General features: G+C 35.8%; 22 protein-coding genes and 2 pseudogenes. 11 read left to right on the top strand and 13 right to left on the bottom strand.

Going from position 1 to position 26,162, the window contains the following annotated elements:
• Complete coding sequence (treP, locus tag AZF08_RS08085; RefSeq protein WP_033675177.1) at window positions 1-1,422, bottom strand: PTS system trehalose-specific EIIBC component; 1,422 nt, start codon at window positions 1,420-1,422, stop codon at window positions 1-3.
• Between the two features lie 156 nt (window positions 1,423-1,578).
• Window positions 1,579-2,289, bottom strand: coding sequence for a trehalose operon repressor (treR, locus tag AZF08_RS08080; RefSeq protein ID WP_033675178.1), 711 nt, complete (start codon window positions 2,287-2,289; stop codon window positions 1,579-1,581).
• Between the two features lie 449 nt (window positions 2,290-2,738).
• Here treR and AZF08_RS08075 point away from each other — a divergent pair, with 449 nt between their 5' ends.
• Window positions 2,739-4,163, top strand: a complete 1,425-nt coding sequence (locus tag AZF08_RS08075) for an amino acid permease (protein ID WP_033675179.1) — start codon at window positions 2,739-2,741, stop codon at window positions 4,161-4,163.
• Window positions 4,164-4,364: 201 nt separating this feature from the next.
• Here AZF08_RS08075 and AZF08_RS08070 read toward each other — a convergent pair whose 3' ends face one another.
• Both AZF08_RS08070 and AZF08_RS08065 read right to left on the bottom strand, forming a co-directional pair.
• Complete coding sequence (locus tag AZF08_RS08070) at window positions 4,365-6,068, bottom strand: sensor domain-containing protein (protein ID WP_033675180.1); 1,704 nt, start codon at window positions 6,066-6,068, stop codon at window positions 4,365-4,367.
• 257 nt (window positions 6,069-6,325) lie between these two features.
• Entirely contained in the window at window positions 6,326-6,691 is a 366-nt protein-coding gene (locus AZF08_RS08065) for a hypothetical protein (protein WP_063177255.1), read from the bottom strand.
• Window positions 6,692-6,839: 148 nt separating this feature from the next.
• On the opposite strand from AZF08_RS08065, the gene AZF08_RS08060 reads away from it, so the two are divergent.
• The 3 genes from AZF08_RS08060 to AZF08_RS08050 all read left to right on the top strand — a co-directional run bounded on the left by AZF08_RS08060 (window position 6,840) and on the right by AZF08_RS08050 (window position 11,304).
• Window positions 6,840-8,369, top strand: coding sequence for a cardiolipin synthase (locus tag AZF08_RS08060; protein WP_033675181.1), 1,530 nt, complete (start codon window positions 6,840-6,842; stop codon window positions 8,367-8,369).
• Between the two features lie 154 nt (window positions 8,370-8,523).
• Window positions 8,524-9,417, top strand: coding sequence for an ATP-binding protein (locus tag AZF08_RS08055; RefSeq protein WP_033675182.1), 894 nt, complete (start codon window positions 8,524-8,526; stop codon window positions 9,415-9,417).
• Between the two features lie 3 nt (window positions 9,418-9,420).
• A complete protein-coding gene (locus AZF08_RS08050) occupies window positions 9,421-11,304 on the top strand; it encodes a vWA domain-containing protein (RefSeq protein ID WP_033675183.1) in 1,884 nt (627 codons plus the stop codon).
• 129 nt (window positions 11,305-11,433) lie between these two features.
• On the opposite strand, the gene AZF08_RS08045 is transcribed toward AZF08_RS08050, so the two are convergent.
• From AZF08_RS08045 to AZF08_RS08035, 3 genes are read right to left on the bottom strand one after another with little or no spacing between them, the layout of a single operon-like run.
• A complete protein-coding gene (locus AZF08_RS08045) occupies window positions 11,434-11,856 on the bottom strand; it encodes an NUDIX hydrolase (protein WP_033675184.1) in 423 nt (140 codons plus the stop codon).
• A 52-nt stretch (window positions 11,857-11,908) separates the two neighbouring features.
• Window positions 11,909-12,874, bottom strand: a complete 966-nt coding sequence (locus AZF08_RS08040; protein ID WP_033675185.1) for an L-threonine 3-dehydrogenase — start codon at window positions 12,872-12,874, stop codon at window positions 11,909-11,911.
• A 44-nt stretch (window positions 12,875-12,918) separates the two neighbouring features.
• The gene (locus tag AZF08_RS08035) at window positions 12,919-14,109 is read right to left on the bottom strand and encodes a glycine C-acetyltransferase (RefSeq protein ID WP_033675186.1); all 1,191 of its coding nucleotides are present in this window, start codon (window positions 14,107-14,109) and stop codon (window positions 12,919-12,921) included.
• Window positions 14,110-14,322: 213 nt separating this feature from the next.
• Between AZF08_RS08035 and AZF08_RS08030 the strand changes: the two genes are divergently transcribed.
• Window positions 14,323-15,051 (top strand): class I SAM-dependent DNA methyltransferase, encoded by a 729-nt coding sequence (locus AZF08_RS08030; protein ID WP_033675187.1) that lies wholly within the window; start codon window positions 14,323-14,325, stop codon window positions 15,049-15,051.
• Between the two features lie 28 nt (window positions 15,052-15,079).
• Here the strand turns inward: AZF08_RS08030 and AZF08_RS08025 are convergent, their stop codons facing one another.
• The 3 genes from AZF08_RS08025 to AZF08_RS08015 are packed head-to-tail and all read right to left on the bottom strand — an operon-like array spanning window position 15,080 to window position 18,005.
• On the bottom strand, window positions 15,080-15,898 hold the full coding sequence (locus tag AZF08_RS08025) for an ABC transporter ATP-binding protein (RefSeq protein WP_033675188.1): 819 nt from the start codon (window positions 15,896-15,898) through the stop codon (window positions 15,080-15,082).
• A 47-nt stretch (window positions 15,899-15,945) separates the two neighbouring features.
• A complete protein-coding gene (locus tag AZF08_RS08020) occupies window positions 15,946-17,004 on the bottom strand; it encodes a FecCD family ABC transporter permease (protein ID WP_033675189.1) in 1,059 nt (352 codons plus the stop codon).
• Entirely contained in the window at window positions 17,001-18,005 is a 1,005-nt protein-coding gene (locus AZF08_RS08015) for a FecCD family ABC transporter permease (RefSeq protein ID WP_033675190.1), read from the bottom strand. The genes AZF08_RS08020 and AZF08_RS08015 overlap by 4 nt, the downstream gene beginning before the upstream one ends.
• A gap of 173 nt (window positions 18,006-18,178) precedes the next feature.
• Here AZF08_RS08015 and AZF08_RS08010 point away from each other — a divergent pair, with 173 nt between their 5' ends.
• The gene (locus AZF08_RS08010) at window positions 18,179-19,144 is read left to right on the top strand and encodes an ABC transporter substrate-binding protein (protein ID WP_033675191.1); all 966 of its coding nucleotides are present in this window, start codon (window positions 18,179-18,181) and stop codon (window positions 19,142-19,144) included.
• A 377-nt stretch (window positions 19,145-19,521) separates the two neighbouring features.
• On the top strand, window positions 19,522-20,913 hold the full coding sequence (locus AZF08_RS08005; protein WP_033675192.1) for a peptide MFS transporter: 1,392 nt from the start codon (window positions 19,522-19,524) through the stop codon (window positions 20,911-20,913).
• 61 nt (window positions 20,914-20,974) lie between these two features.
• On the opposite strand, the gene AZF08_RS29740 is transcribed toward AZF08_RS08005, so the two are convergent.
• The 3 genes from AZF08_RS29740 to AZF08_RS07995 form a co-directional block, all read right to left on the bottom strand.
• The gene (locus AZF08_RS29740; protein WP_407639467.1) at window positions 20,975-21,124 is read right to left on the bottom strand and encodes a hypothetical protein; all 150 of its coding nucleotides are present in this window, start codon (window positions 21,122-21,124) and stop codon (window positions 20,975-20,977) included.
• A 74-nt stretch (window positions 21,125-21,198) separates the two neighbouring features.
• Window positions 21,199-21,378 (bottom strand): acid-soluble spore protein H, encoded by a 180-nt coding sequence (locus AZF08_RS08000; RefSeq protein ID WP_033675193.1) that lies wholly within the window; start codon window positions 21,376-21,378, stop codon window positions 21,199-21,201.
• A 233-nt stretch (window positions 21,379-21,611) separates the two neighbouring features.
• Window positions 21,612-21,899, bottom strand: coding sequence for an ArsR/SmtB family transcription factor (locus tag AZF08_RS07995; RefSeq protein ID WP_001075218.1), 288 nt, complete (start codon window positions 21,897-21,899; stop codon window positions 21,612-21,614).
• A gap of 387 nt (window positions 21,900-22,286) precedes the next feature.
• Here AZF08_RS07995 and AZF08_RS29735 point away from each other — a divergent pair.
• The 4 genes and pseudogenes from AZF08_RS29735 to AZF08_RS28485 form a co-directional block, all read left to right on the top strand.
• Window positions 22,287-22,705: pseudogene (locus AZF08_RS29735) on the top strand (redoxin domain-containing protein).
• Window positions 22,706-22,924: 219 nt separating this feature from the next.
• Window positions 22,925-24,547, top strand: a complete 1,623-nt coding sequence (locus tag AZF08_RS07985) for a lactate permease LctP family transporter (protein WP_033675194.1) — start codon at window positions 22,925-22,927, stop codon at window positions 24,545-24,547.
• Window positions 24,548-24,682: 135 nt separating this feature from the next.
• The gene (locus tag AZF08_RS31165) at window positions 24,683-24,874 is read left to right on the top strand and encodes a hypothetical protein (protein ID WP_235604054.1); all 192 of its coding nucleotides are present in this window, start codon (window positions 24,683-24,685) and stop codon (window positions 24,872-24,874) included.
• Window positions 24,786-26,162: pseudogene (locus tag AZF08_RS28485) on the top strand (IS1182 family transposase); the annotation flags it as partial. The gene AZF08_RS31165 and the pseudogene AZF08_RS28485, both read left to right, overlap by 89 nt.

Here is a 26,162-nt window from a genome sequence, read left to right as displayed (position 1 = left end):
CTATTTTGCTCGTTTTGCAAATAACCATGTTAAAACAAATGGAACAACGATTGCAATAATCATCCCAATAACAAACATTGGAATCGATTTCGGAATGATAGAAATAAATGCTGGTAATCCACCGATCCCGATTGCTGGTGCTAATACACCATTTAATGTAATAAACACTGCTGCCAGCGCCGAACCTGCAATCGCTGCATAAAACGGAAATTTATTTCGTAAATTCACACCAAACATTGCGGGCTCCGTAATACCGAAGTACGCTGAAATCGCTGATGTTGATGCCATGCTTTTATCGTTTTGATTTTTGGAAATCCAAAACATCGCTAGTGCTGCACTACCTTGTGCAATGTTAGAAAGTGCAATCATTGGCCAAATAAATGTACCACCATTTTGCGCGATTAATTGTAAGTCGATTGCAATAAACATATGATGCATACCCGTAATTACGAGCGGCGCATATAATGCTCCAAATAACAATGCACCTAATGCAGGAACTGTTTCATATACACCAACTAATCCAGCTGTTAATAAATCTCCAATATGACGCGTAACTGGACCAATGATGCCTAACGCTAACACACCAGTGACAACAATTGTTGTAATTGGAACAACTAATAATTGAATCGCATTTGGTACACGTTTTTTTAAGAAAATCTCAATTTTACTTAGTACAAATGCCGCAACTAAAATCGGTAAAATCTGTCCTTGATATCCTACTTTTTCGATTTGGAACAATCCTAAAATATTAAAGTACTCGATTTTTTGTCCATCAAGCCCTGCCGCTGCTTTCCCATAATTCCAAGCATTTAATAAATCAGGGTGTACAAGCATTAATCCCATAACAATCCCAAGTATTGGACTACCACCAAACCGTTTCGTCGCTGACCATCCGACAAGCGCTGGCAAGAATACAAATGCTGTATTCGCCATCATATTAATTAAATCCCAAAGTCCACCTAAATTCGGATATACTTCTAATAAATTTTTCCCATCAAAAAATAAGTCCTTTGCACCTAGCAGGTTATTAATCCCCATCAATAAACCAGCTGTTATAATCGCCGGTAAAATTGGCATAAATACATCAGAAAATACTTTTACGAACTTTTGAAGCGGATTCAATTTTTGATTCCCTGAATCCTTTACATCTGCAACTGTTGATTCTTTCATACCTGCAAGCGTTATCAACTCAGCGTATACACGATCCACATCTCCTGGACCAATAACGATTTGAAATACACCAGAGTTATGAAAGGCTCCCTTCACTAATGAAATCGCTTGTAATTTATCGTTATCTATTTTGCTTTCGTCCTTCAGCGCAATGCGAAGTCTTGTTACACAGTGCGCTGCTTGTTCAATATTCTCTTTACCACCGATATATTGCAGCACTTCTTCCGCCGTCTTATGATAATCCTTCCCCATATTCCGTCCCTCTTTTCTTTTTTTGATACCGTTTACAATTACATATTAACTCGTATATATAAGTTAGTCAACACTCGTATATATGAGTTGGTGAACTTTTTTTATTTGTTCTCGAAATATACAAAAAGAGATGAAACAATATATCGTTTCATCTCTTTACTTTCTCCGTGCCACGTCCGAAAAATGAAAAATATCCAAACGGTGTCGTGATTCCGTATATTCAAATTGACTACCATCATATAAATGAGTAAAGTTTTTCACAACGACAACATAGTCTGTCCCATTTAAATCTAAATACTTCCGATCATCTTCTGTACATGGCTGTACTTCAATGACACGCTGTGAATAACTAATATGTAACCCTAATTCTTTCTCAATGTATTTATAAATCGATTTCTCTGCTATTTCTTTTGTTAATCCTGGGATATGTTCAGATACAAAATAATTCACATCTAAAATTACATTTTCTCCATCCATATTTCGCACACGCTTAATGTGGTCAATCTTCGCCTTCACTTTAACATTTAATAGTTTCGCTATCTCTTTCGTCGCTTGAAGATTTTCCATCTCAACAACATCAGTTATACAATGGCGACCTAAACGTTCATTTTCTTCTTGAAAACTCACAATACCACCAAAGTTAAATTCAATATTTTTTCGTTTTAAAACAAAAACACCTTTACCATGAATCTTCTGCACATATCCGCGTTCCTGCAATAAATCGACAGCTTTTCTTACCGTCCCGCGGCTTGCTTCGTACTGCTTCATCAATTCTGTTTCAGATGGAATTTTACTTCCCTCTTTTAATTTACGATTATCAATTAAGTTACTTATCTCCGTATAGATTTGTTCATACTTACTCATCATTTTGAATAACCCCTTGTCACCTTCTAATTCTACTTGTATTATAACATGCAAAATTCCTCTGCCAATCTCTCACTTATTTTCCAATACAAGAAAAATATGTATAAATATTCAGTCAATAATCCGTATTTTTATAAAAACTTTTATATTTTTCTTTCCATTCTAAAAAACATGTAGTATACTAGCTTCAAAATCAGAGGAGAAAGGGAGCAAAGAACTATGCTTACTTATACAACTGTAGTTACATTTGCACAAAAACATCATCATCATACGTAAACCCTTGAAACCTAGCGGAAAAAATTACGCGTAGGTACAAGGGTTATTCCCGTTGTACCTACGTTAGGCGAAGAGCCATGTAGGTATTTTTTATCTACATGGCTCTTTTTTGTTTATAAAAACGCTAGTAAAAAGATGATGAATAAGCAAAACTACTACAAAGGAGATAGACAAACATGGAAACGAAAAAATGGGGTTTATGGATTTTAACAGCATTCGTTGTTGGAAATATGGTTGGGGGCGGTGTATTTATGCTTCCAGCAAATTTAGCACACGTATCAGGACCGATGGGATCTACACTTGCATGGAGTATTACAGGCCTTGGCGTATTTATGATTGCACTGGTATTTGGAAATCTTGCAATACGTAAACCAGAGTTAAAAGCGGGACCACAAAGTTACGCACAAGCAATGTTTCACTCTCAAAAGATGGGTAAGGTTGCTGGATATAGTATGGCATGGGGATACTGGGCTGCGAACTGGGCTGCAACTGCTTCTGTTATTATTTCTTTTGCAGGATATTTATCTACGTTTTTCCCCGTTTTACAAAGTAAGCAAGTTCTCTTTTCAATAAACGGGTTTTCATTAGAGCTTGGAAAGGGATTAACATTTGCTGTATGCAGTATTATGTTATGGGGCATTCAATATATCCTTTCTCAAAACATCGATAGAGCGGGCAACATGAATCTCCTTGCAACAATTGCAAAGATTATCGGATTTACAATGTTCATCGTCATTACATTATTTATTTTTAACGCTTCTAATTTCGGTGATGGCCAAACATTTATGAATGAGGCTGGAAAATCAATTCCGTTAGGTGGACAAGTCAATGCTGCTGCCATTGCAACACTTTGGGCATTTATAGGAATTGAATCAGCTGTTATGCTGTCTAACCGTGCAAAGTCACAGCGCGATGTGAAAAAAGCAACAATTTTTGGGTTAATCATTGCTCTTCTTATATACATGGCAATTACATTATTAACAATGGGCGCTCTTCCACAAGATGCTTTAAAAGAGTCTCAAAAACCATTAGTAGACGCTTTAAACCTGGCAATCGGTAATAAAGGAGCTTACATTATGGCGCTCCTTGCACTTGTATCATTGTTCGGATCTACTGTAGGGTGGATTGTCGTTAGTTCAGAAGTACCTTATCAAGCAGCAAAGAACGGGCTTTTCCCGAAATTTTTTGGGAAAACAAATAAAAAAGGAAGCCCATCAAAATCATTACTAGTTACAAATATTATGACGCAAATTTTCTTATTTTCAACAATCTCTGGTACCGTTTCAGAAGCATATAATTTTGCCATTGTTGTTGCAACATTAGCTTATTTAATTCCATATCTTGTTTCTACTCTATACCAACTAAAACTTGTTATTACAGGAGAAACTTATGATGTAATGCCAGGATCTCGCATGAAAGATGGAATCATTACCGTGCTAGCACTTCTATATTCCCTTTGGGTCATTAAAACAGGAACAGCTGATTTAAAAACATTTTTCTTAGGAATCGGATTATTTGTATTAGGACTCGTTCTCTATCCAATTCTGATGAAAAACGCATCACCTTCCGTTTCAGAACAAACGAATAATAGAGCAAACTAATATAATAGAAGCTGTCAGCGACCTCCCAATACACTGGGTGGCTCGCTAACAGCCTTTTTTGTTTCTCTGATTAATTACTTTTTTGTTGTTCTATGTGATACTCTTTTTCGAGTTAAGAGTACAAGAGATAATCCTCCCATTAACAACATAACAATTAACGAAATGACCCCAATCTAAAGGTAGCTTTTTATCATTATTTTTTTAAAAATCACTTGTTAATTTCTTTTTTAAATCGTTTACTGTTAACGGTTCCGCATAATAAAATCCTTGCACATAATCACAGTTCATTGAATTTAGTAATGCTTCTTGTTCTACCGTTTCTACTCCCTCTGCTACAACTTTCATATTTAAGCTATGAGCAATTTCAATAATAGATTTTACAATTGTTCTTTCTGCTTGTACGTGCTCATAGTGAAACTCCCCAATAAATTTCCGATCTATTTTCACAATATCAAGCGGTAGCTGCTTTAAATAATACAATGAAGAGTAACCCGTTCCAAAATCATCTAATGCAATAGAAATCCCCATACTTTTTAATTCTTGCAACGCAGCAATAATATATTCAAAGTGCCGCACTGGGACACTTTCTGTCACCTCTAAAATCAATCGATGAGTGGGAAATGAAGTACGTTGTAAAATACTACAGAGCGATAATATAAAACGTTTCTGCATCAACTGTTGAATGGATACATTTACAGATAACCGTAAATCCGCTGGATAAGCAGGCAACTCTTTGAAAAGTTCACACGATTTTTCTAATACCCAATCTCCTAATTGTGTAATGAGTCCGCATTCTTCTGCAATTGGAATAAATTCATCCGGAGAAATTGGACCATCTTTTGTATAACAACGTAACAAGGCCTCTACCGCTATACACTGCTTTGTTTTCAAATCAATAATGGGCTGGAATACAACTTTTAAGTCCTCATCACGTATTGCTTTTTGTAACGCAAATTCAACTTCCATTCGCCGATTTATTTTTGCATGTAGCTCCTCTGAAAAAAAACAAGCGGTATTTCTTCCTTGTTCCTTTGCATTGTACATAGCTAAATCCGCATTTTTTAATACGGTATCTACATCTTGGCCATCTTTTGGATAAGAACAAATTCCTAAACTTGATGAAATATACACTTCATTTCCGCCCAACATAAATGGAGATTGAAAACTAGTCAAAATAGAATTTGCTAGCTGCTTCAAATCATCTTGTTTATATTTATGCGTTAATAAAACAAATTCGTCTCCACCAAACCTAGCAAGTACGTCTGTATCCCCTATTACATTTTGAAGACACAATGTTACTTCCTCTAATAGTAAATCACCAACTGCATGTCCAAGTGTATCATTCACTAATTTAAAACGATCTAAATCAAAATAAATGACACCAAAATTCATTCTCGCTTCTATTGAATTATTTACCAATAAATTAAATTGCAAACGATTTGGTAATTTCGTCAATGCATCATGGTAAGCTAGTTCACGGTAACGATTTTCACTTATCCTTAGTCTCTGTTCCATCTCTTTACGACTGGTAATATCATTACGAATTGCGATAAATTGATATGGTTCTCCATTCTTATCGAGAAAAGGAACGATTGTCGTATTCACCCAATAATACGTTCCATCTTTTGCTCTATTTCGAATTTCACCATGCCAAACTTTTCCATTTAAAATCTGTTTCCATAACTGCTTAAAAAAAGTTTTTGGATGATAACCTGAATTTAAAATCCGGTGATCTTCCCCAATTAGTTCTTCTTTTTTATATTTAGATATGTTACAAAATTTATCATTTACATATGTAATACGACCATATCGATCTGTAATAGCAACAATTGATGATTCATCTAAAGCATACTTTATATCTTTTAATGCGAAATCATATAATATAAGATTTCCCATTTCTTGCATGCGCCTCATCTCCTTGTCTATCTCTCTTACTAAAAAGACAGCATCTTTTCCTTATGATGGGAATCTCTCATCTATTAGTATTTTCCTATTATTTATTTTTCTTCATACTTTGAAAGTAAAGTTGGTTTTTCTATTTATATAAAAATATTACAATACACACATAATAGCATAAAGTAAAACTTTAATCAGTGGGGGATCCTCCTCCACATCTATGATTTTTCTTTTCATTACATTTTGATGTGCAGTATTATCCCTCATTAATACCCTTCATATAAAGAATAAGGATATTGCGCTGGATAAGTCACCGGGTATGGCGCTGGATAGGCTACCAGATATGGTGCTGGATAGGCCCCACCACTCGTTAATGCTCCTGCTGTAAGTCCTCCCACCAAACCACCAGCAAAGCTACCAGGGAAAAATGATCCTCCTCCCCAGCCCCATCCGCCACCATGATGATGTCCGTGGTGGTGGTGATGTCCGCCATGATGATTGTGATGGTGTCCGCCATGATGATTGTGATGGTGTCCGCCATGATGATTGTGATGGTGTCCGCCATGATGATTGTGATGGTGTCCGCCGTGATGATTGTGGTGATATCCGCCGTGATTTCTTATATCATACATTTTATTTCCATCTCCTTTTTTACTGATTATTTATTACCATACGCAGGACAAAGGCGGAAGGCATGGGCAAAATGTCTATATTTTTGTAAAAAAAGTAAAACGTTTTATAATAAAACATATATAAGAAAGAATAGGTGAATTTATACATATGAAAAACCGTGTTGTTCAATTACTATTTGTATTTACAATTGTAGCAATTGTTCTTATGCTCTTAAATAAAGAAGTCATATCTTTATATACCTTTATTGGTGTAATCTGGTCTATTACAATCATAGGGATTTCCTTCGTTATTTTTATCGAAAACCGTTCTCCACAAAGTACACTTGCATGGTTTTTAGTATTAGCGCTTCTTCCTGTTATTGGTGTATTCTTGTATTCACTTTTTGGACGAAGTCGCTGGAGAAGAAAGAAGCATTTGCATCGATCAGAAGAGCAAAGAAAGTTATTCCGTGAAATTTTAGAGAATAAGCGTTTAGACGTGAGCCCTCCGTCTTCATTAAGTGAACGATCTATCTATTTAACGAAAGCGATACAAAAATTTGGCGCCGGACCTGTCGCAAATGAAACAACACCAACTCTCTTAACAAATGGAGATGAAACTTTTAATGAGATTATAAAGTCTCTTGAAAATGCTAAACACCATATTCATATTCAATACTATATTTATCGATCAGATGAAATCGGGACTAAAATTAGAGATATATTAATCAAAAAAGCAAAAGATGGTGTAACTGTACGTTTTCTGTATGATGGTCTTGGAAGCAACACATTGCGAAATCGCTTCTTACGTCCTATGAAAGAAGCGGGGATTGAAATCTTAGAATTTGACTCTATTCTTTCACCATGGCTACTTGAAACAATGAATTATCGTAACCATCGTAAGATTGTTATTGTAGATGGAATAATTGGTTTTACAGGCGGACTCAACGTTGGAGATGAATATCTTGGCCGTTCGAAAAAGTTTCCTATTTGGCGCGATAGTCATTTAAAAATAGAAGGAAAAGCATTATATAAACTGCAAGCAGTTTTTCTAGAAGATTGGCTCTATGCTTCTAGTGGTTTAAATACCTATTCTTGGGATTCATTTATGAACAGAGCATATTTTCCTGGACAAGGGATCCACCAAGCAGAAGGTGCCGTTCAAGTCGTCGCAAGTGGGCCAAGTTCAGATGATACAAGTATCCGTAATACCTTATTAGCGGTTATGGGCTCTGCAAAAAAATCAATTTGGATTGCAACGCCATACTTCATACCAGATCAAGAAACATTAACATTACTACGTTTAAGTGCAACCGCTGGAATTGATGTTCGCATTCTATATCCTGGAAAAAGTGACAGTATTATTAGTGACCAAGCGTCTCAATCCTACTTTACACCACTGTTAAAAGCAGGCGCATCAATTTACTATTATAAAGATGGATTTATGCACGCCAAAATTGTACTTGTTGATGATGAAATTGCAACAATTGGAACAGCAAATATGGATATTCGTAGCTTTGAGCTTAATTATGAACTCATTGCAGTGCTATATGAATCGAAAACGGTTTTAGATATAAAGCGTGATTTCGAGAAAGATTTTAAAGATTCCATAGAAATCAGATGGGACTCCTTTCAAAAGCGAAGTATTCGAAAGCGGATACTCGAATCTCTTATGCGACTCATTTCACCTTTGCTGTAACTTTCTAAAGAGTAATCAAAACAACTTTGATTACTCTTTTCTTTTATCATGCCATGCTTCTCCCCCCTCTCCTTTTCTTTGCATACCATATTAAAACAAGTTATCATAAGATGTATTGTTTTACTTTATGAAAATAATGTTAGGTGGGAAATAGATGTTAGAACAATTTCATATACATGCTGATTTAAAACAGCAACTTGCAACAATTCATGATAAAAATAAACAAACAGCTCGTGAAGATTCACATTTAATCGGAACAAAGATGTATAAGGCATCAGATAATAGCATTATTGAAGATGCAATTACAGCACTTCTGCTCGGCAAAAACATTCTATTAAAAGGACCAACTGGAAGCGGAAAGACCGTTCTTGCAGAAACGCTATCTTCCTTATTCCAAAAACCTATGCACAGCATTAACTGTTCAGTTGATTTAGATGTTGAAGGTATTCTAGGATACAATACTTTAAAAACAAACGACGGTGCGTCTGAAGTTTCCTTCGTTGATGGTCCTCTTATGAAAGCAATGAAAAATGGCCATTTTCTATATATCGATGAAATCAATATGGCAAAGCCTGAAACACTCCCTCTCCTTCACGGTGCACTAGATTATCGTAAAATGATTACAAACCCATTTACACAACAAGTTGTATATGGTGATGAAGAATACCGTGTAATCGCTGCGATTAATGAAGGTTACGTTGGGACTAGCGAACTAAATGAAGCATTAAAAAACCGCTTTGTTATTATTGAAGTTCCTTATATACAAGGTGATACATTAAAAGAGTTATTACTCTCTGAATCCAAGTTAAAAGACGTTGCAACAATTGAAAAGTTTGTTGCATTTGCAAGTGACCTAATGCCACTTGCACGTGATGGCCGTGTAAGTGAAGAAGCAGCAAGTATTCGTGGTATTATTGATGCATGTGACTTAGGCGTATACATCCCTGTTATGCGTGCGATTGAGCGAAGCATCATCGCAAAATTAAATGATGAAACCGAGCAAATGACTGTCCGTGAATTAGCAGAAAGCTATTTCTTTGAGGGATAATTCATGAGACAAATTTTTAGTGACAAAAAAATTGATGCGTCGCTGTTTCTTCAAATGGAAAATTTAATGTATGCCCTTCTAAAAGAAGATGATGCTTACTTAGAGTATGGCTATAAAGCATATTACGATGAGATGGAAAAGAAAGTTGTCATCAGTCACTTTTGGGATGATCGAAAAGAAGAGGATACAATAATTGGATTAAAAAGCGAAGTGTTTTTAAAAGCACTTGGTAATAAACATTACTCGGATATGACATTACTTCGCTCCTATGCAATCGAATTACAAGAATCTCCTCTTAAAAAGTTTTTAACACAATTATTTGTTCTGTTAGAAGATTTACGGGTTGAGGAAATTGTGGAGAGCCTGCGTCCTGGCACGAAACATATTTTTAGCAGACGTAAAGAGATGTATCGTAATTACTTCAGCTCACAAAATGAAATAAACCGTGTTCGTAACTATCATGGAGATCGTCTATTTTGCCTATGCTATCTTTCCTTAACGAGCGATAAATATGAAATGTTTAACAACGAGCATTTTGAGCAAATTGAAGCTAGTTTACATGAAACATTCCAAGCTCGTAATACCGAAGATACAATGTATATTGTTGAAAAAATTCGTTATCGCTTAGAAGGATTTCTTGAAAATGATATGCTTAACAATTACTTTGGCCATGCACCACTCTACTTATCTGTTATTGCTGAAGATAAAGATGGACGCGTGGAAGATTTGGCGAATGATGATATCCAAATCGTAGATGACGATGAGAATAAAAGTAAAATTAATGAGAGCTTCTCTACATGGCATCGTGAAAATAAAAATAACGAAAATGAAAATTTCTTACGTTTTGAATTAGAAAGTGGTACAAAAACAAATATGATGGGTGATACGGCTCGTGAGTCTGAAGATGGTGATCAAGCACTCGGTTCGGTACAAGGTACTTCTCAAAAAAGTACACAATCAAACTTTGATGGGGCTGATACTGAAGATGCGAGAGCTTCCCATGCTTCTAGTCAAAATGAGGGGATATACGGTAAATATAACGTTGGTGCTTCACATACATTTAAAGAAGCTCGTAAGTCAACCCCTGAAGATAAAAAAGACTATCAAGCCATCAAGTCAGTCATTAATAAAGACGTAAAAGAATTAAAAAAAATTATTGAAAAAACAATTGAAAATAAAACAAACGCAAATAGTGATAAATATTATGGCAGACTGCGTAAAAAGTTTCTACGTATTTATACAGAAAAACAACCGCGTATGTTTTATAAAAAAGGGCAAGAATCTCAAGAACTCGATGTTGCATTTCAGCTATTAGTTGACTGCTCTGGCTCTATGTATAACAAAATGGAAGAAACGAAAAAAAGTGTTGTTCTGTTCCATGAAGCATTAAAATCATTAAAAATCCCACATGCGATTAGCGGATTTTGGGAAGATGCTTCTAACGCGAAGCCAGAAGACAAACCAAACGTAATTCATGAAGTTGTAACGTACAAAAATTCAACGCTTCCAAACATTGGTCCGGAAATTATGCAACTTCGTGAAGAAGAAGATAATCGTGACGGTTATATCATTCGTATCGTTTCTGAAAAACTTGCCAAAAGGCCCGAGAAACACAAATTCTTACTTGTCTTTACAGACGGTGAACCATCCGCTTTAGACTACCAACAAGACGGTATTTTAGACACACATGAAGCTGTCAAGCTCGCTCGTAAATGCGGTATGGAAGTCATCGGGATTTTCATCGAAGAAGGCGAAGCAAAAGAAGCGACATATCAATTAATGAAAAATATTTATAACCATCATTTCTTAGTCGCCAACCACGCTGAGGATTTACGATTGAAGATTAAACCGTTACTAAAGAAGTTATTACTGAAGACGATTGAATAGGAAACAGGAGCTCATTAGCTCCTGTTTTTTATTCGTGATTTGTCGAACGGTCGATATCTCATGTCGAATCGCCGATATATTTTAATTTGCATCGATATATTTGAAAAATCGCCGATAAAATTTCATTTACTATTTCGTTTCTCTTTGAAATCTGTACGGAATGTATGCCTCTAATAATGATTCAATTCCTCCATCATAGTATGGGAAACGCTCATTTGCTGTTTTTATATCTACCCATTCCACTACTGAAATCTCAGCTGCATCTTGCACACCAATTTCTCCATCTATCACATTGGCATGAAAAGTAATCAATAACGCATGATTTCCTACCTCAGTAAAAAACTTTTCATTTATTGCAGCAATTCCCTGCATTTCTACAGCTAATCCTGTCTCTTCTTTTACCTCTCTTACCACTGCAACTTCTAATGTTTCTCCTTTTTCCACCGCACCACCTGGTAATGACCAAGCACCTTGTTCTACGTTATGTACCATTAATACTTGATTTTGTGCCTGGTTATAGATTAATGCATAGACAACATCGACTCGTTTCATATATAGTTCCTCTCTAAAAAAGAACCGACTCACTCGAATCGGCTCTTTCTTCTTAATTCATCACTAACTCAGCTGTTAACTTTTTTTTTAACTTTGCCAGCATATCAGCTGTCATCTTATCTAAATCATACTCCGCTTTAAAGCCCCACTCTTCTTTTGCTGCTGTTGCATCGATTGAGTTTGGCCAGCTATCAGCGATTGTTTGACGAGCTGAATCTACAGCATAATCCATTGTAAACGTCGGAATATGCTTACGAATTGCTGCTGCAATGTGCTCTGGTTCGAAACTCATCGCGGTAATATTAAAAGCGTTACGATGTATTAGCTTACTTGGATCTGCTTCCATTAAAGAAACAATTGCTTGCAATGCATCTGGCATATACATCATATCCATGTACGTACCTTCCGCAATATAAGAGGTGTAAACGCCTTTTTTAATTGCTTCATAATAAATTTCAACTGCATAATCAGTTGTACCCCCTCCTGGAGGAGCTACATAAGAAATCAACCCTGGGAAACGCACACCACGCGTATCTACACCAAATTTTTGATAATAGTAATCACATAACAATTCTCCTGCTACTTTGTTTACCCCATACATTGTGGTAGGACGCTGAATCGTATCTTGTGGTGTATTATCTTTTGGCGTCGTTGGACCAAATGCCCCAATAGAACTCGGCGTGAAAAACTTACAGTCAAGTTCACGTGCTGTTTCTAGTGCATTTACGAGTCCCCCCATATTTAAGTTCCAAGCGAATAACGGATTTTTTTCTGCAGTTGCTGAAAGTAAAGCTGCTAAATGAATAATTGTATCCACTTCATTACGTTTCGCAATATCATGTAGTTTCTGGCCATCTGTTACATCTAACGTTTCAAATGGGCCAGATTTTACAACATCGCTATCTGTTTCACGAATATCTGTTGCAATAACGTTTGATGCGCCGTATACATCACGAAGTTTCATGACAAGTTCAGAACCAATCTGCCCTAAAGAACCGGTTACTAGAATTTTTTTCATTTTCCCCACTCCTCATTTGCAAGCTTTCAAAAGATGTAAATGTGTTAAATAATCCCCATTTCTTTACCCACTTTTTCATACGTACGAATCGCTTCATCTAGCATTTCTTTCGTATGAGCCGCTGTTGGCATATTACGAACACGCCCTTTTCCTTTCGCTACAGTCGGGAACACAATTGATTTTGCGTATACGCCTTCTTCATTTAACCGTTTACTAAATTCTTGTGTTAACACTTCATCACCAATAATACAAGGTGTGATCGGTGTTTCACTTTCTCCGATATTAAAGCCAAGTTCTTTTAAGCCTTGTTTTAAATAGCGACCATTTTCCCATAAACGATCATGTAATTCTGTACTCTCCATTAAGATTTCAATAGATCTCATACAAGCCGCCGCGTCTGCTGGTGTTAAAGCTGTTGAGAATAAGAATGGACGTGAACGAACTTTTAGCCAATCGATTAAGCTTTGCTTTCCTGCTACATATCCCCCAATTACACCAATTGCTTTTGATAATGTACCAATTTGGAAATCTACTTTATCAGAAAGACCGAAATGTTTTACAGTACCTGCACCTTTTCCAAGTACACCTGAACCATGTGCATCATCTACATACGTCATTAAATCTAGTTCTTCTGCAATCTCAACAATTTCCGGTAGTTTTGCAATATCTCCGTCCATTGAGAAAACACCATCTGTAATGACCATTAATTTATTGTAAAGACCGGATTCTTTTGCCTCAATTGCTTTTTTGCGTAAATCTTCCATATCAGAATGTTTATAAACAATAATTTTCGCTTTAGATAATCGACTACCATCAATGATAGACGCATGGTTCAATTCATCAGAAAGAATTGCATCATTTTTATCCATAACAGCTGAAATCGCTGCCATATTACAATTAAATCCTGATTGATACGCAATCGCTGCTTCTGTATGTTTAAACTTTGCAATTGTTTCCTCTAATTTGATATGCAAATCAAGTGTACCGTTGATTGTACGAACAGCTCCTGCACCAACACCATACTTATGAATCGCACCAATTGCCGCTTCTTGCAGACGATTGTCTGTTGCTAAGCCAAGATAGTTATTTGAAGATAAATTAATATATTCTTTCCCGCCAATTGTAATGATTGGTCCATTCGGACTTTCTAGCGGATCAATTACGTTATAAAGCCCCTTTGTTTTCAAATCCTCTAAATTTTCTTCTAAAAAGTTTGCAAGTGTTTTACTAGACATCGTGAAGCCTCCCCATCTCTCATGTAAACGGATTATTATCTTAATAATGCCAATAATTCCTCTACTAGCTTAACACGTTTTCGAAATTTGTTATAGAAAAATAGTTTAAAGAAAACGCTTACATTTTTTGATTATATACGATTTAATAAAAGAAATCTATTATTTGCTGCTAATATTTGCTAGAATAATAAAAATGTTTTAGGAGCTGAAAAAATGGCATTTATAGAATCTGAAGTATATAACAATGACTCGTTTTTCAAACAAATGAAGCGGAGATATCGAAATGATAATCCAAATGACACAATTGAAAAACCTGCTTTACTCCAGCTCATTGGTGATGTAAAAGAAAAAGATATTCTCGACTTAGGATGTGGCGATGCCAAATTTGGTGTGGAATTACTAGAAAAAGATTGCCACTCTTACACTGGTATTGAAGGCTCTCACCTTATGTATACAGAAGCTTTAAAACAACTAGAAAATAAAAATGGAAGCGTCCATTTCATAAACCTCAAAGACTATACGTATCCTTCTTCTCATTTTGATCTCGTTACATCTAGACTCGCCCTGCACTATATTGAACATATCGATATTATTTTTCAAAGCGTTTATCAAACTTTAAAAACTAGTGGAACTTTTACCTTCAGCGTTCAACACCCCCTTATTACTTCTTCATTCAAAAGCTTACAAGCTAGCGAAAAACGCACAAGTTGGCTCATTGATGATTATTTCAAGACTGGAAAACGTCTCGAACCATGGATTAATCAAGAAGTCATTAAGTATCACCGCACCATAGAACAATACTTCAACCTCTTACAGCAAGCTGGATTTACAATTACAGACTTACGAGAAGCCACACCAAAGCGAGAACATTTTCAAAGTGAAGCAGAATATACACGCCGATTGCGTATTCCTCTTTTTCTTTTATTTTCTTGTAAAAAATAAAAAAGCGATAAATATTCATCGCTTTTTTCTATTTCATCGCCTGTGGGATTAAACATCTTCCTCTTCCCTGCGGAATGCAGAGCGGCGTCCCAAATAACGGATCTGTTGTAATTTGGCAATCCATGCGGAATACGTCACGAACTAACTTACAATCCACAATTTCCTCTGGTTTACCTTGTGCATAAATTTTCTTATCTTGAATGGCTACAATATTGTCTGCATAGCGGCACGCTAAGTTTAAATCATGCAGTACCATAACGATTGTTCTTTGTTCTGTTTCATTTAATTCGAATAGTAAATCTAGTACTTCAATTTGATGAGTCATATCCAAATATGTAGTTGGCTCATCTAATAGGATAATATCTGTATCTTGTGCAAGTGTCATCGCAATCCAAGCACGCTGACGTTGTCCACCTGACAGTGCATGAACATCGCGCTCAGCAAATTCAGTCATACCTGTTGCCGCAAGAGCCTTTTGCACCATTTCCTCATCTTTTTCCGACCATTGTTTCAGCCAAGTTTGATATGGATAACGTCCTTGTTTTACAAGTTGCAATACTGTAAGACCTTCTGGAGCTTGTGGACCCTGGGGTAAAATTGCCATTTGACGAGCAATTTGCTTTGTTTGCATGTTTTGAATTACTTTGTCCTCTAATAAAATATCACCCGCTGTCGGTTTTAATAACCGAGCTAGCGAACGCAGTAAAGTTGATTTTCCACATCCGTTAGAACCGATAAAAATCGAAATTTTCCCTTTAGGGATTTCTAGATTTAACTCATTAATAATAATTGTTTCACCGTAAGACAGTGTTAATGATTTCGTCTCTAATGCTTTTTGCATATTCATCTTCCCTTACTCCGTTTTTTAATAGACAGTAAATCATCTATGTATTTTTATGAATTTCGGCTTTTATAAAGTAAATAAATAAAATACGGAGCACCGATTGCTGATGTAAATACACCCGCTGGGACTTCAAGTGGTGTAAAGACTGTGCGTCCAATCAAATCGGCTGCAAGTACTAAAATCGCTCCGACGATAGCAGCAACCGGAAGCAATGCACCATATAAAGATCCTACTAATCTTCTTGAAATATGCGGTGCCATTAAGCCAACAAATCCTATTCCACCTGCAAAAGCAACTGCTCCACCAATTAAAGCTGTGCTAAGTAAAAGTAGGAGAAACCGTACTTTTGTTAAGCGCATGCCTAGTCCAGCAGCAATATCATCGCCAAGTTCCTGCGCATTTAAATGTCTAACAGCTACAAATGCAATTACTGTTAAAATAAGTATCCATGGTGCTAACACCCCTACATTTTCCCAAGAAGAACCATAAACAGTACCGGTAATCCATACATTCGCTTGGCTTGCTTGATAAATAGGTGCTAACAGCATGAATAAAGTTGTCGCTGCCTTCGTTAGCGCCCAAAACCCAACACCAATTAAAACAAGGCTAATTGCCGATAATCCATCATTTCTCCATGCAAATAAATATACAAAAAACGCCACAATAGTTGCCCCGACAAAGGCCGCAAGCGGCATATAATGAATGCTTACTGTTAACGCATTATTTTTATCACTAAATATAGCTAAAAATAATACAACTGCTACACTTGCACCACCTGTAATCCCAATAATATCAGGAGAAGCTAACGGGTTTCGAACAAGCCCTTGTAAAATACATCCTGCGACAGCAAGAGCTATCCCTACAAGAATTGCAATTAAAATGCGTGGCATTCGGAATTTGTTTACAACCATATTTGACATCGCATCACCATTTCCGGTAATTGCTTGCCATACATCATATGGAGCGATCTTCATATCCCCCATACCCGCACTTGCAAAAAACAATCCAATTAAAATAACTAGTAAACCTAACAAGACGAGACAAGCTCGTTTATACATTAAAAACGAGAGGCCGTCTTTTCCTATACGAAACGGAATATACTTCTTCATTTGCTAAGCCCTCTCTTACGTGCAATATAAATAAAGAATGGAGCACCAATAAATGCTGTCATAACCCCTACCGGTACTTCTTGTGGCATAATCACATATCTTGCTGCAATATCTGCAAGTAACAATAACATTGCACCTAACAAGCCACTATATGGTACTCTCCAGCGATGATCTACACCAACAAGAGCTCTTGCAAAATGAGGAGTAATGATTCCAACGAATCCAATTGGACCAGCAACCGCAACAGCACCACCAGATAGTAATACAACAATGAGCAGTACCAATGATTTCATTAAAATTGTTCGTTGTCCTAACCCTTTCGCTACATCTTCTCCCATCATTAACGTATTTACTTTTCCTGCCATCAGAAGAGATGCTATCCATCCTACTAATAAATACGGAAATACAGATTCCAATATTTCTAGCTTTCTCCCTTGTACAGAACCAGCTAACCAGAATAGTACTTCTTCTAATGCCTTCTCGTTTAATACGAGCAACCCTTGTGTTAAAGATGAAAATAAAGCACTAATTGCTACACCTGCCAATGTTAACTTGAGCGGAGTTGTCCCTTCTTTTCCTAGCGAACTAGACGCAAATACAAGTATCGCAGCAATCGCTGCACCTAAAAAGGCAATCCAAGTAAAGGCTGATAACGATGTCACCGAAAAAATAACAATTGCTACAACAATGAAAAAGGCAGCACCTGAATTCAATCCGATAAAATCCGGGGCAGCAAGCGGGTTCTTTGTTAAAGTTTGCATAAAACAACCCGCGATAGCTAAACTAGCACCAACACTAGCTGCAATCAACGCTCTTGGAAGACGTACATTTTGAATAATAATATGTTCATTTGAGCCATTAAAATGAAAAAAAGCATCTAGTGCTAATTTCCAACTTGTATTTGTATATCCAAAAATAATACTTCCCCAAATACAAATAATGACTGCAATGATTCCAACAAATAATCCAATCCATTTTGCTTGATTTGTTTTTAATAACATGCAGTGTTTCTCCTTCAATGTATAATGCTACGTTGTTAGTTTATTTCAACTTAATTTACGTTGTCAATGATAGTGATAATTACTGTCAATTATTACTATTGACAATCTAATTATAAAACCGTAATATCGATTTTGCTAATGAAAATTATTCTCAATATGTAGGGGGATACATAATGAATTTCATCAAACAAAAAACGTTTGCACTATTTGCACTCGTACTAACATTTTCACTTCTGTTAGGTGCTTGTAGTAAACCTGATAACAAAGCAGAATCAAAAAAAGAAGATAAAAAAGAAATGATTACAATTGAACATGCGATGGGTAAGACAGAAGTTCCTGCAAACCCAAAACGTGTTGTTATTTTAACAAATGAAGGTGCAGAAGCATTACTTACTCTTGGCGTAACACCAATTGGTGCTGTACAACCACCCACTGGTGGGCAATGGTATCCACACACGAAAGATAAAATGAAAGATGTAAAATCTGTTGGTAACGAAAGTCAAGTCAATATCGAAGCAATTCTTGCTTTAAAACCCGACTTAATTATCGGTAACAAAATGCGTCAGGAGAAAGTGTACGAGCAGCTAAAAGGCATTGCTCCTACTGTTTTCGCAGAAACACTGCGCGGTGAGTGGAAAGACAACTTTAAATTTTATGCAAAAGCGTTGAATAAAGAAAAAGAAGGTCAAAAGGTCTTAGCTGATTACGAAAAACGTATAAAGGATTTAAATGGAAAACTTGGTGATAAAGTAAATCAAGAAATTTCAATGGTACGCTTTATGCCTGGTGATGTTCGAATTTATCACGGCGATACATTCTCTGGTGTTATCTTAAAAGAACTTGGCTTCAAACGTCCTGGTGATCAAAACAAAGCAGATTTTGCGGAACGTAATGTATCCAAAGAACGCATCCCTGCAATGGATGGCGATACACTCTTCTACTTTACGTACAATCAAGGAAATGAGCAAAAGGGATCTGAATTAGAGAAGGAATATATAAATGATCCTCTATTCAAAAACTTAAATGCTTCCAAAAACGGTAAAGTATATAAAGTTGACGATGTCATTTGGAATACAGCTGGTGGTGTAATAGCTGCGAACTTAATGCTAGATGACATTGAGAAAAGATTTATAAAATAATATTTTTCTAAAACAGCTCCCTTTCCCGGGAGCTGTTTTTCATTTCACGGAAGTGTCACATTATTTCATTTTGTATTTTTATTCCCAATATGTTATATTATAAAAGTAAATAGAATATATTTTCTTTATATCAGAAGAGTTTTTTTAATCTAAATTTTCTGATTAATCACTATTTTGATTTCTTTTAGAATTCAAATACTACATTTGAAAACGCTTATTATCTAGTTTTCAGGGAAAAATACAATAACGGTTGAAGATTTAATAAATTATTCAAGGAATTTCCTTTCTATTTCCATATAATTCTATTGACTTCTAAATATTTTGTAAATTAAAATGATTACATAAATATCCGTTATACAGGATTAGGGGGAAGCAAAATGGATGCAGCTTTAAAATTAGACAAAGCTGGAGAGCAACAATCACCAAAAAAACATCCACCTGGATTATATTTGTTGTTCTTAACAGAAATGTGGGAAAGATTTAGTTACTATGGAATGCGTGGTCTTTTAGTTCTTTATTTAACAACAACAGTTGTAAGCGGAGGTCTTGGATTCGATAAGGCTTTTGCAGTTCAATTATACGGAATTTTTACAGCATTAGTATATTTCACACCAATTGCAGGTGGTTGGTTGACTGACCACTTTATTACGAGACGTCATGCAATTACCCTTGGCGGTATTATCATGGCAATTGGTAACTTTGTACTATTCTCAATGAATACAAAAACTGGACTCTTTTTAGGATTAGGATTACTAGTTATTGGTAATGGATTCTTCAAACCAAATATTTCTACACTTTTAGGTGAACTTTACAGTAAAAATGATTCACGTCGTGATAGCGCATTTACAATCTTCTATATGGGAATCAACTTAGGAGCATTCTTTGCACCACTTATCTGTGGTTTCCTAGCAGAAGATTTCTTTAAAACAAGTACTAATGGCGTTATGGTAATGGGTTATAAATACGGATTCTTAGCAGCATGTATTGGTATGATTATTGGACAAATCTTCTTCAACTTATTAGCACCTCGTTATCTCGGTACCGCCGGAACAACAGTTGTTGGTAAAAAGTCAAAAGATAAAGATGCCAAAGTAATTGAAAAGAAACCTTTAACAAAACAAGAGAAAAACCGTACTTGGGCAATTGTTATTTTAACTTGTTTCGTTGTATTTTTCTGGGCAGGATTCGAACAAGCTGGTAGTTCTTTAACACTATATACAAACACATTTGTGGATCGTACTATTTTCGGATGGGAAGTTCCAACATCTTGGTTCCAATCTGTTAACCCTGCATTTATCGTACTACTAGCACCATTTGTATCTATGTTATGGATTAAACTATCTAAAACAAAAAATGGTGATTTAAAAGTTCCAACAAAGATGGCACTTGGTATGATTCTACTAGGTATAGGTTACCTTGTTTTAACATTAGCTGTTCTAAAAACTGGCAGTGATGAAGCTCATATTACTGCTAAAGCAAACTTACTATTCATTGTTATCACATATATGTTCCATACAATTGGTGAGCTTTTCTTATCACCAATCGGCCTATCAATGGTAAGTGCTATCGCTCCTTTAAAATTAGCATCTCTGTTAATGGGAGTATGGTTAGCAGGTTCTGGTATGGCAAACTACCTAGCTGGTGCATTAGCTGCCTTCACACAATCTCTAGGCTACTTAGAAGTATTTGCAAGTATCGGTATTATCGTAATCATACTAGGACTGATACTTCTGATGTTCTCTAAGAAAATTGCACGTATGATGGAATAACAAGACCATTAAGAAAGGACCCTCAGATAAGAGGGTCCTTTTTATATTTTTCTTATTACTTTTAAGCCTCTTCACAAGCATCTAGCGCTAAACGGACAGCTCCATCCCCAATCGCATGAAACCTTACATGAAAACCTTTTTGATCAGCATCCACTGTCCATTTCTTTATTATTTCTGGAGGATAGGTAGTATGGAACCTTTGACGTTTCATCTCAATATGGTTCAAGCAAATAAGCGGGATAAATAAAAAACGGAAGTTAGCTCTTGAAAGCTAACTTCCGTTTTTTATTGCTCTTCTAACGCTGTAACATCCACTTGTACCGTTTCATGTGGAACATTTACATCATGCACATGCGCAATCCCACGTCCTTCATCACAACTTTCAATCCACACTGCTACACCTTGATACATAACATCGATTCTACTCGAAGATGACAAAATTTGTTTCACTCGCTTTACATCCATTACCAATTCCTCCTTCTACTTGCCAAACTCCTTTCTATCTTGTCATATCTCTTTAGAATATATGCTATAAAGTGAAAGTTTTCTCTTCACAAATAATTATTAAACTTTATCAACTATACTCCTCCGAACAGTAAGTCACCCACTAACTACTTTCACTTGCTATTACTGCATACAAATAGCAGAATAAAAAAAGACGTATATTTCTATACGTCTTTTTCCATAATATTCAAATTTTATGAAAATAATGTTTTTACAACTTCACTTACTTTATCATTATGCACTTGATAATATACTTCTAGACCACGTCTTTCAAAGCGCACAACCTTATTTTGCTTTAATTTCGTTAAATGCTGTGAAACAGTAGATTGTGGAATTTCTAATACTTCCTGTAATTGTGTTACGTTACATGTTCCGCGCTGCATAAGTTCCATTACTAAACGGAGACGAAGCGGATGAGCTAATGCTCGTAACATTTGTACGTCCTCTTCTGAAATACGACAATCAAATTGATTTTGATTCATAAAGTTCCCCTCATTTTTTCGTTTTTATTTTCTTTATTATTTATTTATATATTTGTTTTTATATTTCCTGTTACGACACAACTTTATCAACCTAAAATAATAAAATTATTTTCCTCCTTTTATCAACATACAATTCAGGAAAATCTCCCCGCTGATTTTGAATATTATACTACACGCTTTAGTGAAAAGGCAAAACATACAGATAGGAATACTTTGCTTCCAAAAGCTGTTTTCTCAACCTTTTTGTTATATTTTTTTACTCTGTAATCGTATTGTAAAATAATGTTCTAAAATGATATATCATTGTAACCTTTTTTAGTCGTTTGACCCATCATAATAGCTTTGCTACCATAAAAGAGTGAATTTTTGGTAAGGAGGAGATCTACAATAAAAAAGTGGTTCCTAATAGGCATAATTATTATTGCACTTGGTTGGACAATTATCCAAAACTTCCTATTAAAAGATAGCGTGGAACAAAACTCTACGACATCAAATCGTAAAATCGGAACAGAAATTGGTAATGTTGCTCCAAATTTTCTTTTGCAAACAGTTGATGGAAAAGAAGTTTGCCTTTCTGATTATAAAGGTAAAAAGGTGCTATTGAACTTTTGGGCAAGTTGGTGTGGCCCCTGGAAAATGAATATAAATTCCCCGTTTTATTAGATACAAAAGGACTAACAAACGCAACATATCAAATCATCAGTATCCCAACATCTTTTATTCTTGATAAAAAAGGAGTCATTCATTTTAAGCATATAGGGCCTATGACATATGAAAATATGAAAGAATATATGGATAGTTTATAAAACCCCGTATACTTTAGAGCATATGGGGTTTCTTTTTGTCCAGTTTATGAACAAAATGTAGCGGTTTTTTTACAGATAACACTATTATGGAATAATTATACTTTTTCACGTTGACAACAGTGCTGAACAGGAATATACTTAGCAATGTAAGTTGATTGTGAATTGTTTCACAAATAATGTGAATATCTTCACATATTATAGATAGGAGTTGTCATTATTATGAGTACTTGGACACAAATTTATAATCCGTTAAACAACATTTGGCTATCAGCACTTGTTGCTGCTCTTCCAATCTTATTCTTTGTACTTTGTTTAACAGTATTTAAAATCAAAGGATATTTATCAGGGCTTTATAGCGTAATTTTAGCAATCATTCTTTCCATATTTGTTTACAAAATGCCTGCAACTATGGCAGTATCATCCGCTGCATTTGGGGTAGCAGCCGGGTTTTATCCAATTTGTACAATCGTTATTGCAGCAATTTTTCTTTATAAATTAACAGTAAAAACTGAACAATTTAATGTTATTCGTGATAGCATTTCTAGTATTACAAGCGACCGTCGTCTTCAAGTCTTGTTAATCGCTTACTCTTTCGGTGCTTTCTTAGAAGGTGCGGCTGGTTTTGGTGTACCGGTTGCAATTACAGCAGCATTACTTGTAGGTATGGGCTTTAATCCATTAAAAGCAGCAGGTATTTGCTTAGTTGCAAATATTGCTGGTGGAGCAATGGGCGCAATGGGTATTCCAGTTACAGTACCTGCTCAATTAACACAGATGGATGCACTAATTGTTGGCCGTCAAACTGTAACATTATTACCTTTCATTAGTTTTGTATTACCATTTTTACTTGTTGCAATGGTAGACGGTTTTAAAGGAATTAAAGAAACTTGGCAAGGTATCCTTGTAAGTGGTGGTTCCTTTGCCATTACACAATTTGTTGTAACATATTTCCTTGGAGCTGAATTAACTGATATTTTCGCAGCTGTTGTCAGCATGGTTACATTAGCTTTATTCTTACGTGTATGGCAGCCAAAATCTTCAGCTGAAGCTACAGATCAACAAGTGGAAAAACATGGTTATACAATGAAACACATTTTATATGCTTGGTCACCATTTGCTTTTCTAACTGCATTTGTAACAATTTTCAATTTAAAAGCGATCAAAGGTTTATTCGCCCTAGATGGTGCATTAGGAAGCTTAGTATGGAACATTCAAATTCCTGGCTTACACAATCAAGTCATTAAAACAACACCAATTGTTAATGCGGATACACCATTTGCAGCGCTCTTCAAGCTAGATGTATTTTCATCTACAACTACTGCAATTGTACTAGCAATTATCGTATCTTTACTTGTATATCGTGCAAAAGAACAATTAGTTAAAGAACTAACTATTGAAACATTAAAAGAATTGAAAGCTCCAATTTATACAATTTGTAGTGTAATTGCATTAGCATATGTAACAAACTACTCTGGTATGTCTTCTACTCTTGGACTAGCTTTGTCATCTACTGGCGATGCATTTCCAATCTTATCTCCAATCCTAGGTTGGATTGGCGTATTCTTAACTGGTTCTGTTGTATCAAGTGGCTCTTTATTTGCACCACTACAAGCGGTAACTGCAGCTCAATTAGATATTGTTCCATCTACACTTGTTGCATTAAATGTAGTCGGCGGTACAATGGCAAAGATGGTTTCACCACAATCAGTAGCCGTTGCTTGCGCAGCAGTTGGGCTAGTTGGTAAAGAATCTGCTCTATTTAAAACAGCAATGAAATATAGCTTAATTTTCTTAGCAATAATTAGCCTACTTCAATTAAATTCTATATTTAATATCTTTTAAAAGATGAAAACGATCCCTGTATAAGGGATCGTTTTTTCAGGCTGTGGAGAAAGTCTTCTCCACAGCCTATTTTTGTGTCTGAACCTCTTTTTATCTGTCAACACTGATAAAAAAGAGGAAAAGGAGAGATTTATTATGATGGGTTCATTAAAAAATCACCGAGACGAGCGCGTAACGGTTTCTGTAGAAGAATTAGTTCCACAAGACCATTTTCTTCGTACAATTGAAGCCACAATTAATTTTGTCATTAAAAAATCACCGAGACGAGCGCGTAACGGTTTCTGTAGAAGAATTAGTTCCACAAGACCATTTTCTTCGTACAATTGAAGCCACAATTAATTTTGATTTTATAGAAGAGAAATTGCGTCCGTATTACTGTGAAAACAACGGTCGTCCCTCTATTCATCCTATTGTTTTATTTAAAATGATGTTTGTTGGCTATTTTTATGGCATTCTGGCATTCAATCTGAACGCCAACTAGAGAAAGAAATTAAAACCAATATTGCTTACCGTTGGTTTTTAGGTTTTTCTTTATCGGATTCAGTTCCARATCACTCCACAATTAGTTGGAATCGTCGTACTCGTTTTYTTCATACAGATATTTTTGAGGAAATCTTCAATGAAATTGTACGTCAAGCGATGRAACATCGTATGGTGGGAGGACGTGCGTTGATGACAGATTCAACTCACGTGAAGGCAAACGCAAATAAAAATAAATTTGTGCACAAAGTAAAAAAAGAGCKTCCTAAATTATATATGGAAGAGTTAGAAGCGGCGGTTATCGAGGRTCGGGAAACACATGGAAAAAAGAATTAAAACCGARAAAGGAAAGTGATACYCCAATCAAAAAAACACRCATAAGTACAACGGATCCGGATAGTGGTTTTTTAATGCGAGATGGAAAACCAAATGGTTTTCATTTCTTAGATCATCGAACAACGGATGCCAAATATAATATTAKTACAGACACTTTTATTACGGCTGGAAATGTAGCGGATTCCAAGCCGKATTTAGCACGTCTTCAAGCACAAGTTGATAAGTTCGGATTTAAAGTAGAAGCAGTAGCGCTTGATGCTGGCTATTTTACAGGTTATATCTGTAAAAAATTGTCTGAACAAAATATATTTATGGTGATGGGGTATCGCCGATTTGGAAAACGAAATAAAGAAGTACCAAAAAGCCAATTTCAATATGTAAAAGAAACAGATGGATTCGCCTGTCCAATGGGATGCATTTTAAAGTATGCGACAACAGATCGAGAAGGRTATCGTCAATATAAGTCTAATCCAGCAGATTGTGCGGTTTGTCCGTTGCGTAAAGATTGTTTTTCAGCAAAACAAAAACAGAAGGTCCTCACACATCATATTTGGGAAAAGTATAAAGATATAGCGCGAGCTAATAAGAGAACGAGTACAGGAAAAAAACTATATAAAGTACGCTGTTCAACAATTGAACGGAGTTTTGCGGATGCCAAAGAACTACATGGCTATCGATACGCTCGGTTTCGAGGGCTGAAGTCTGTCCAAATGCAGGCATATCTCACCGCAACTTGTCAAAACATGAAAAAAATAGCCCTTCACCTGACCAAAAAGGGTCAAATGAAGGGCTGTTTTTT

This window comes from Bacillus gaemokensis (assembly GCF_001590835.1).
Taxonomy (GTDB): Bacteria; Bacillota; Bacilli; order Bacillales; family Bacillaceae_G; genus Bacillus_A; species Bacillus_A gaemokensis.
Note: the sequence above shows the minus strand (reverse complement) of the source record. Positions and strands in the feature narration are given on the sequence as shown.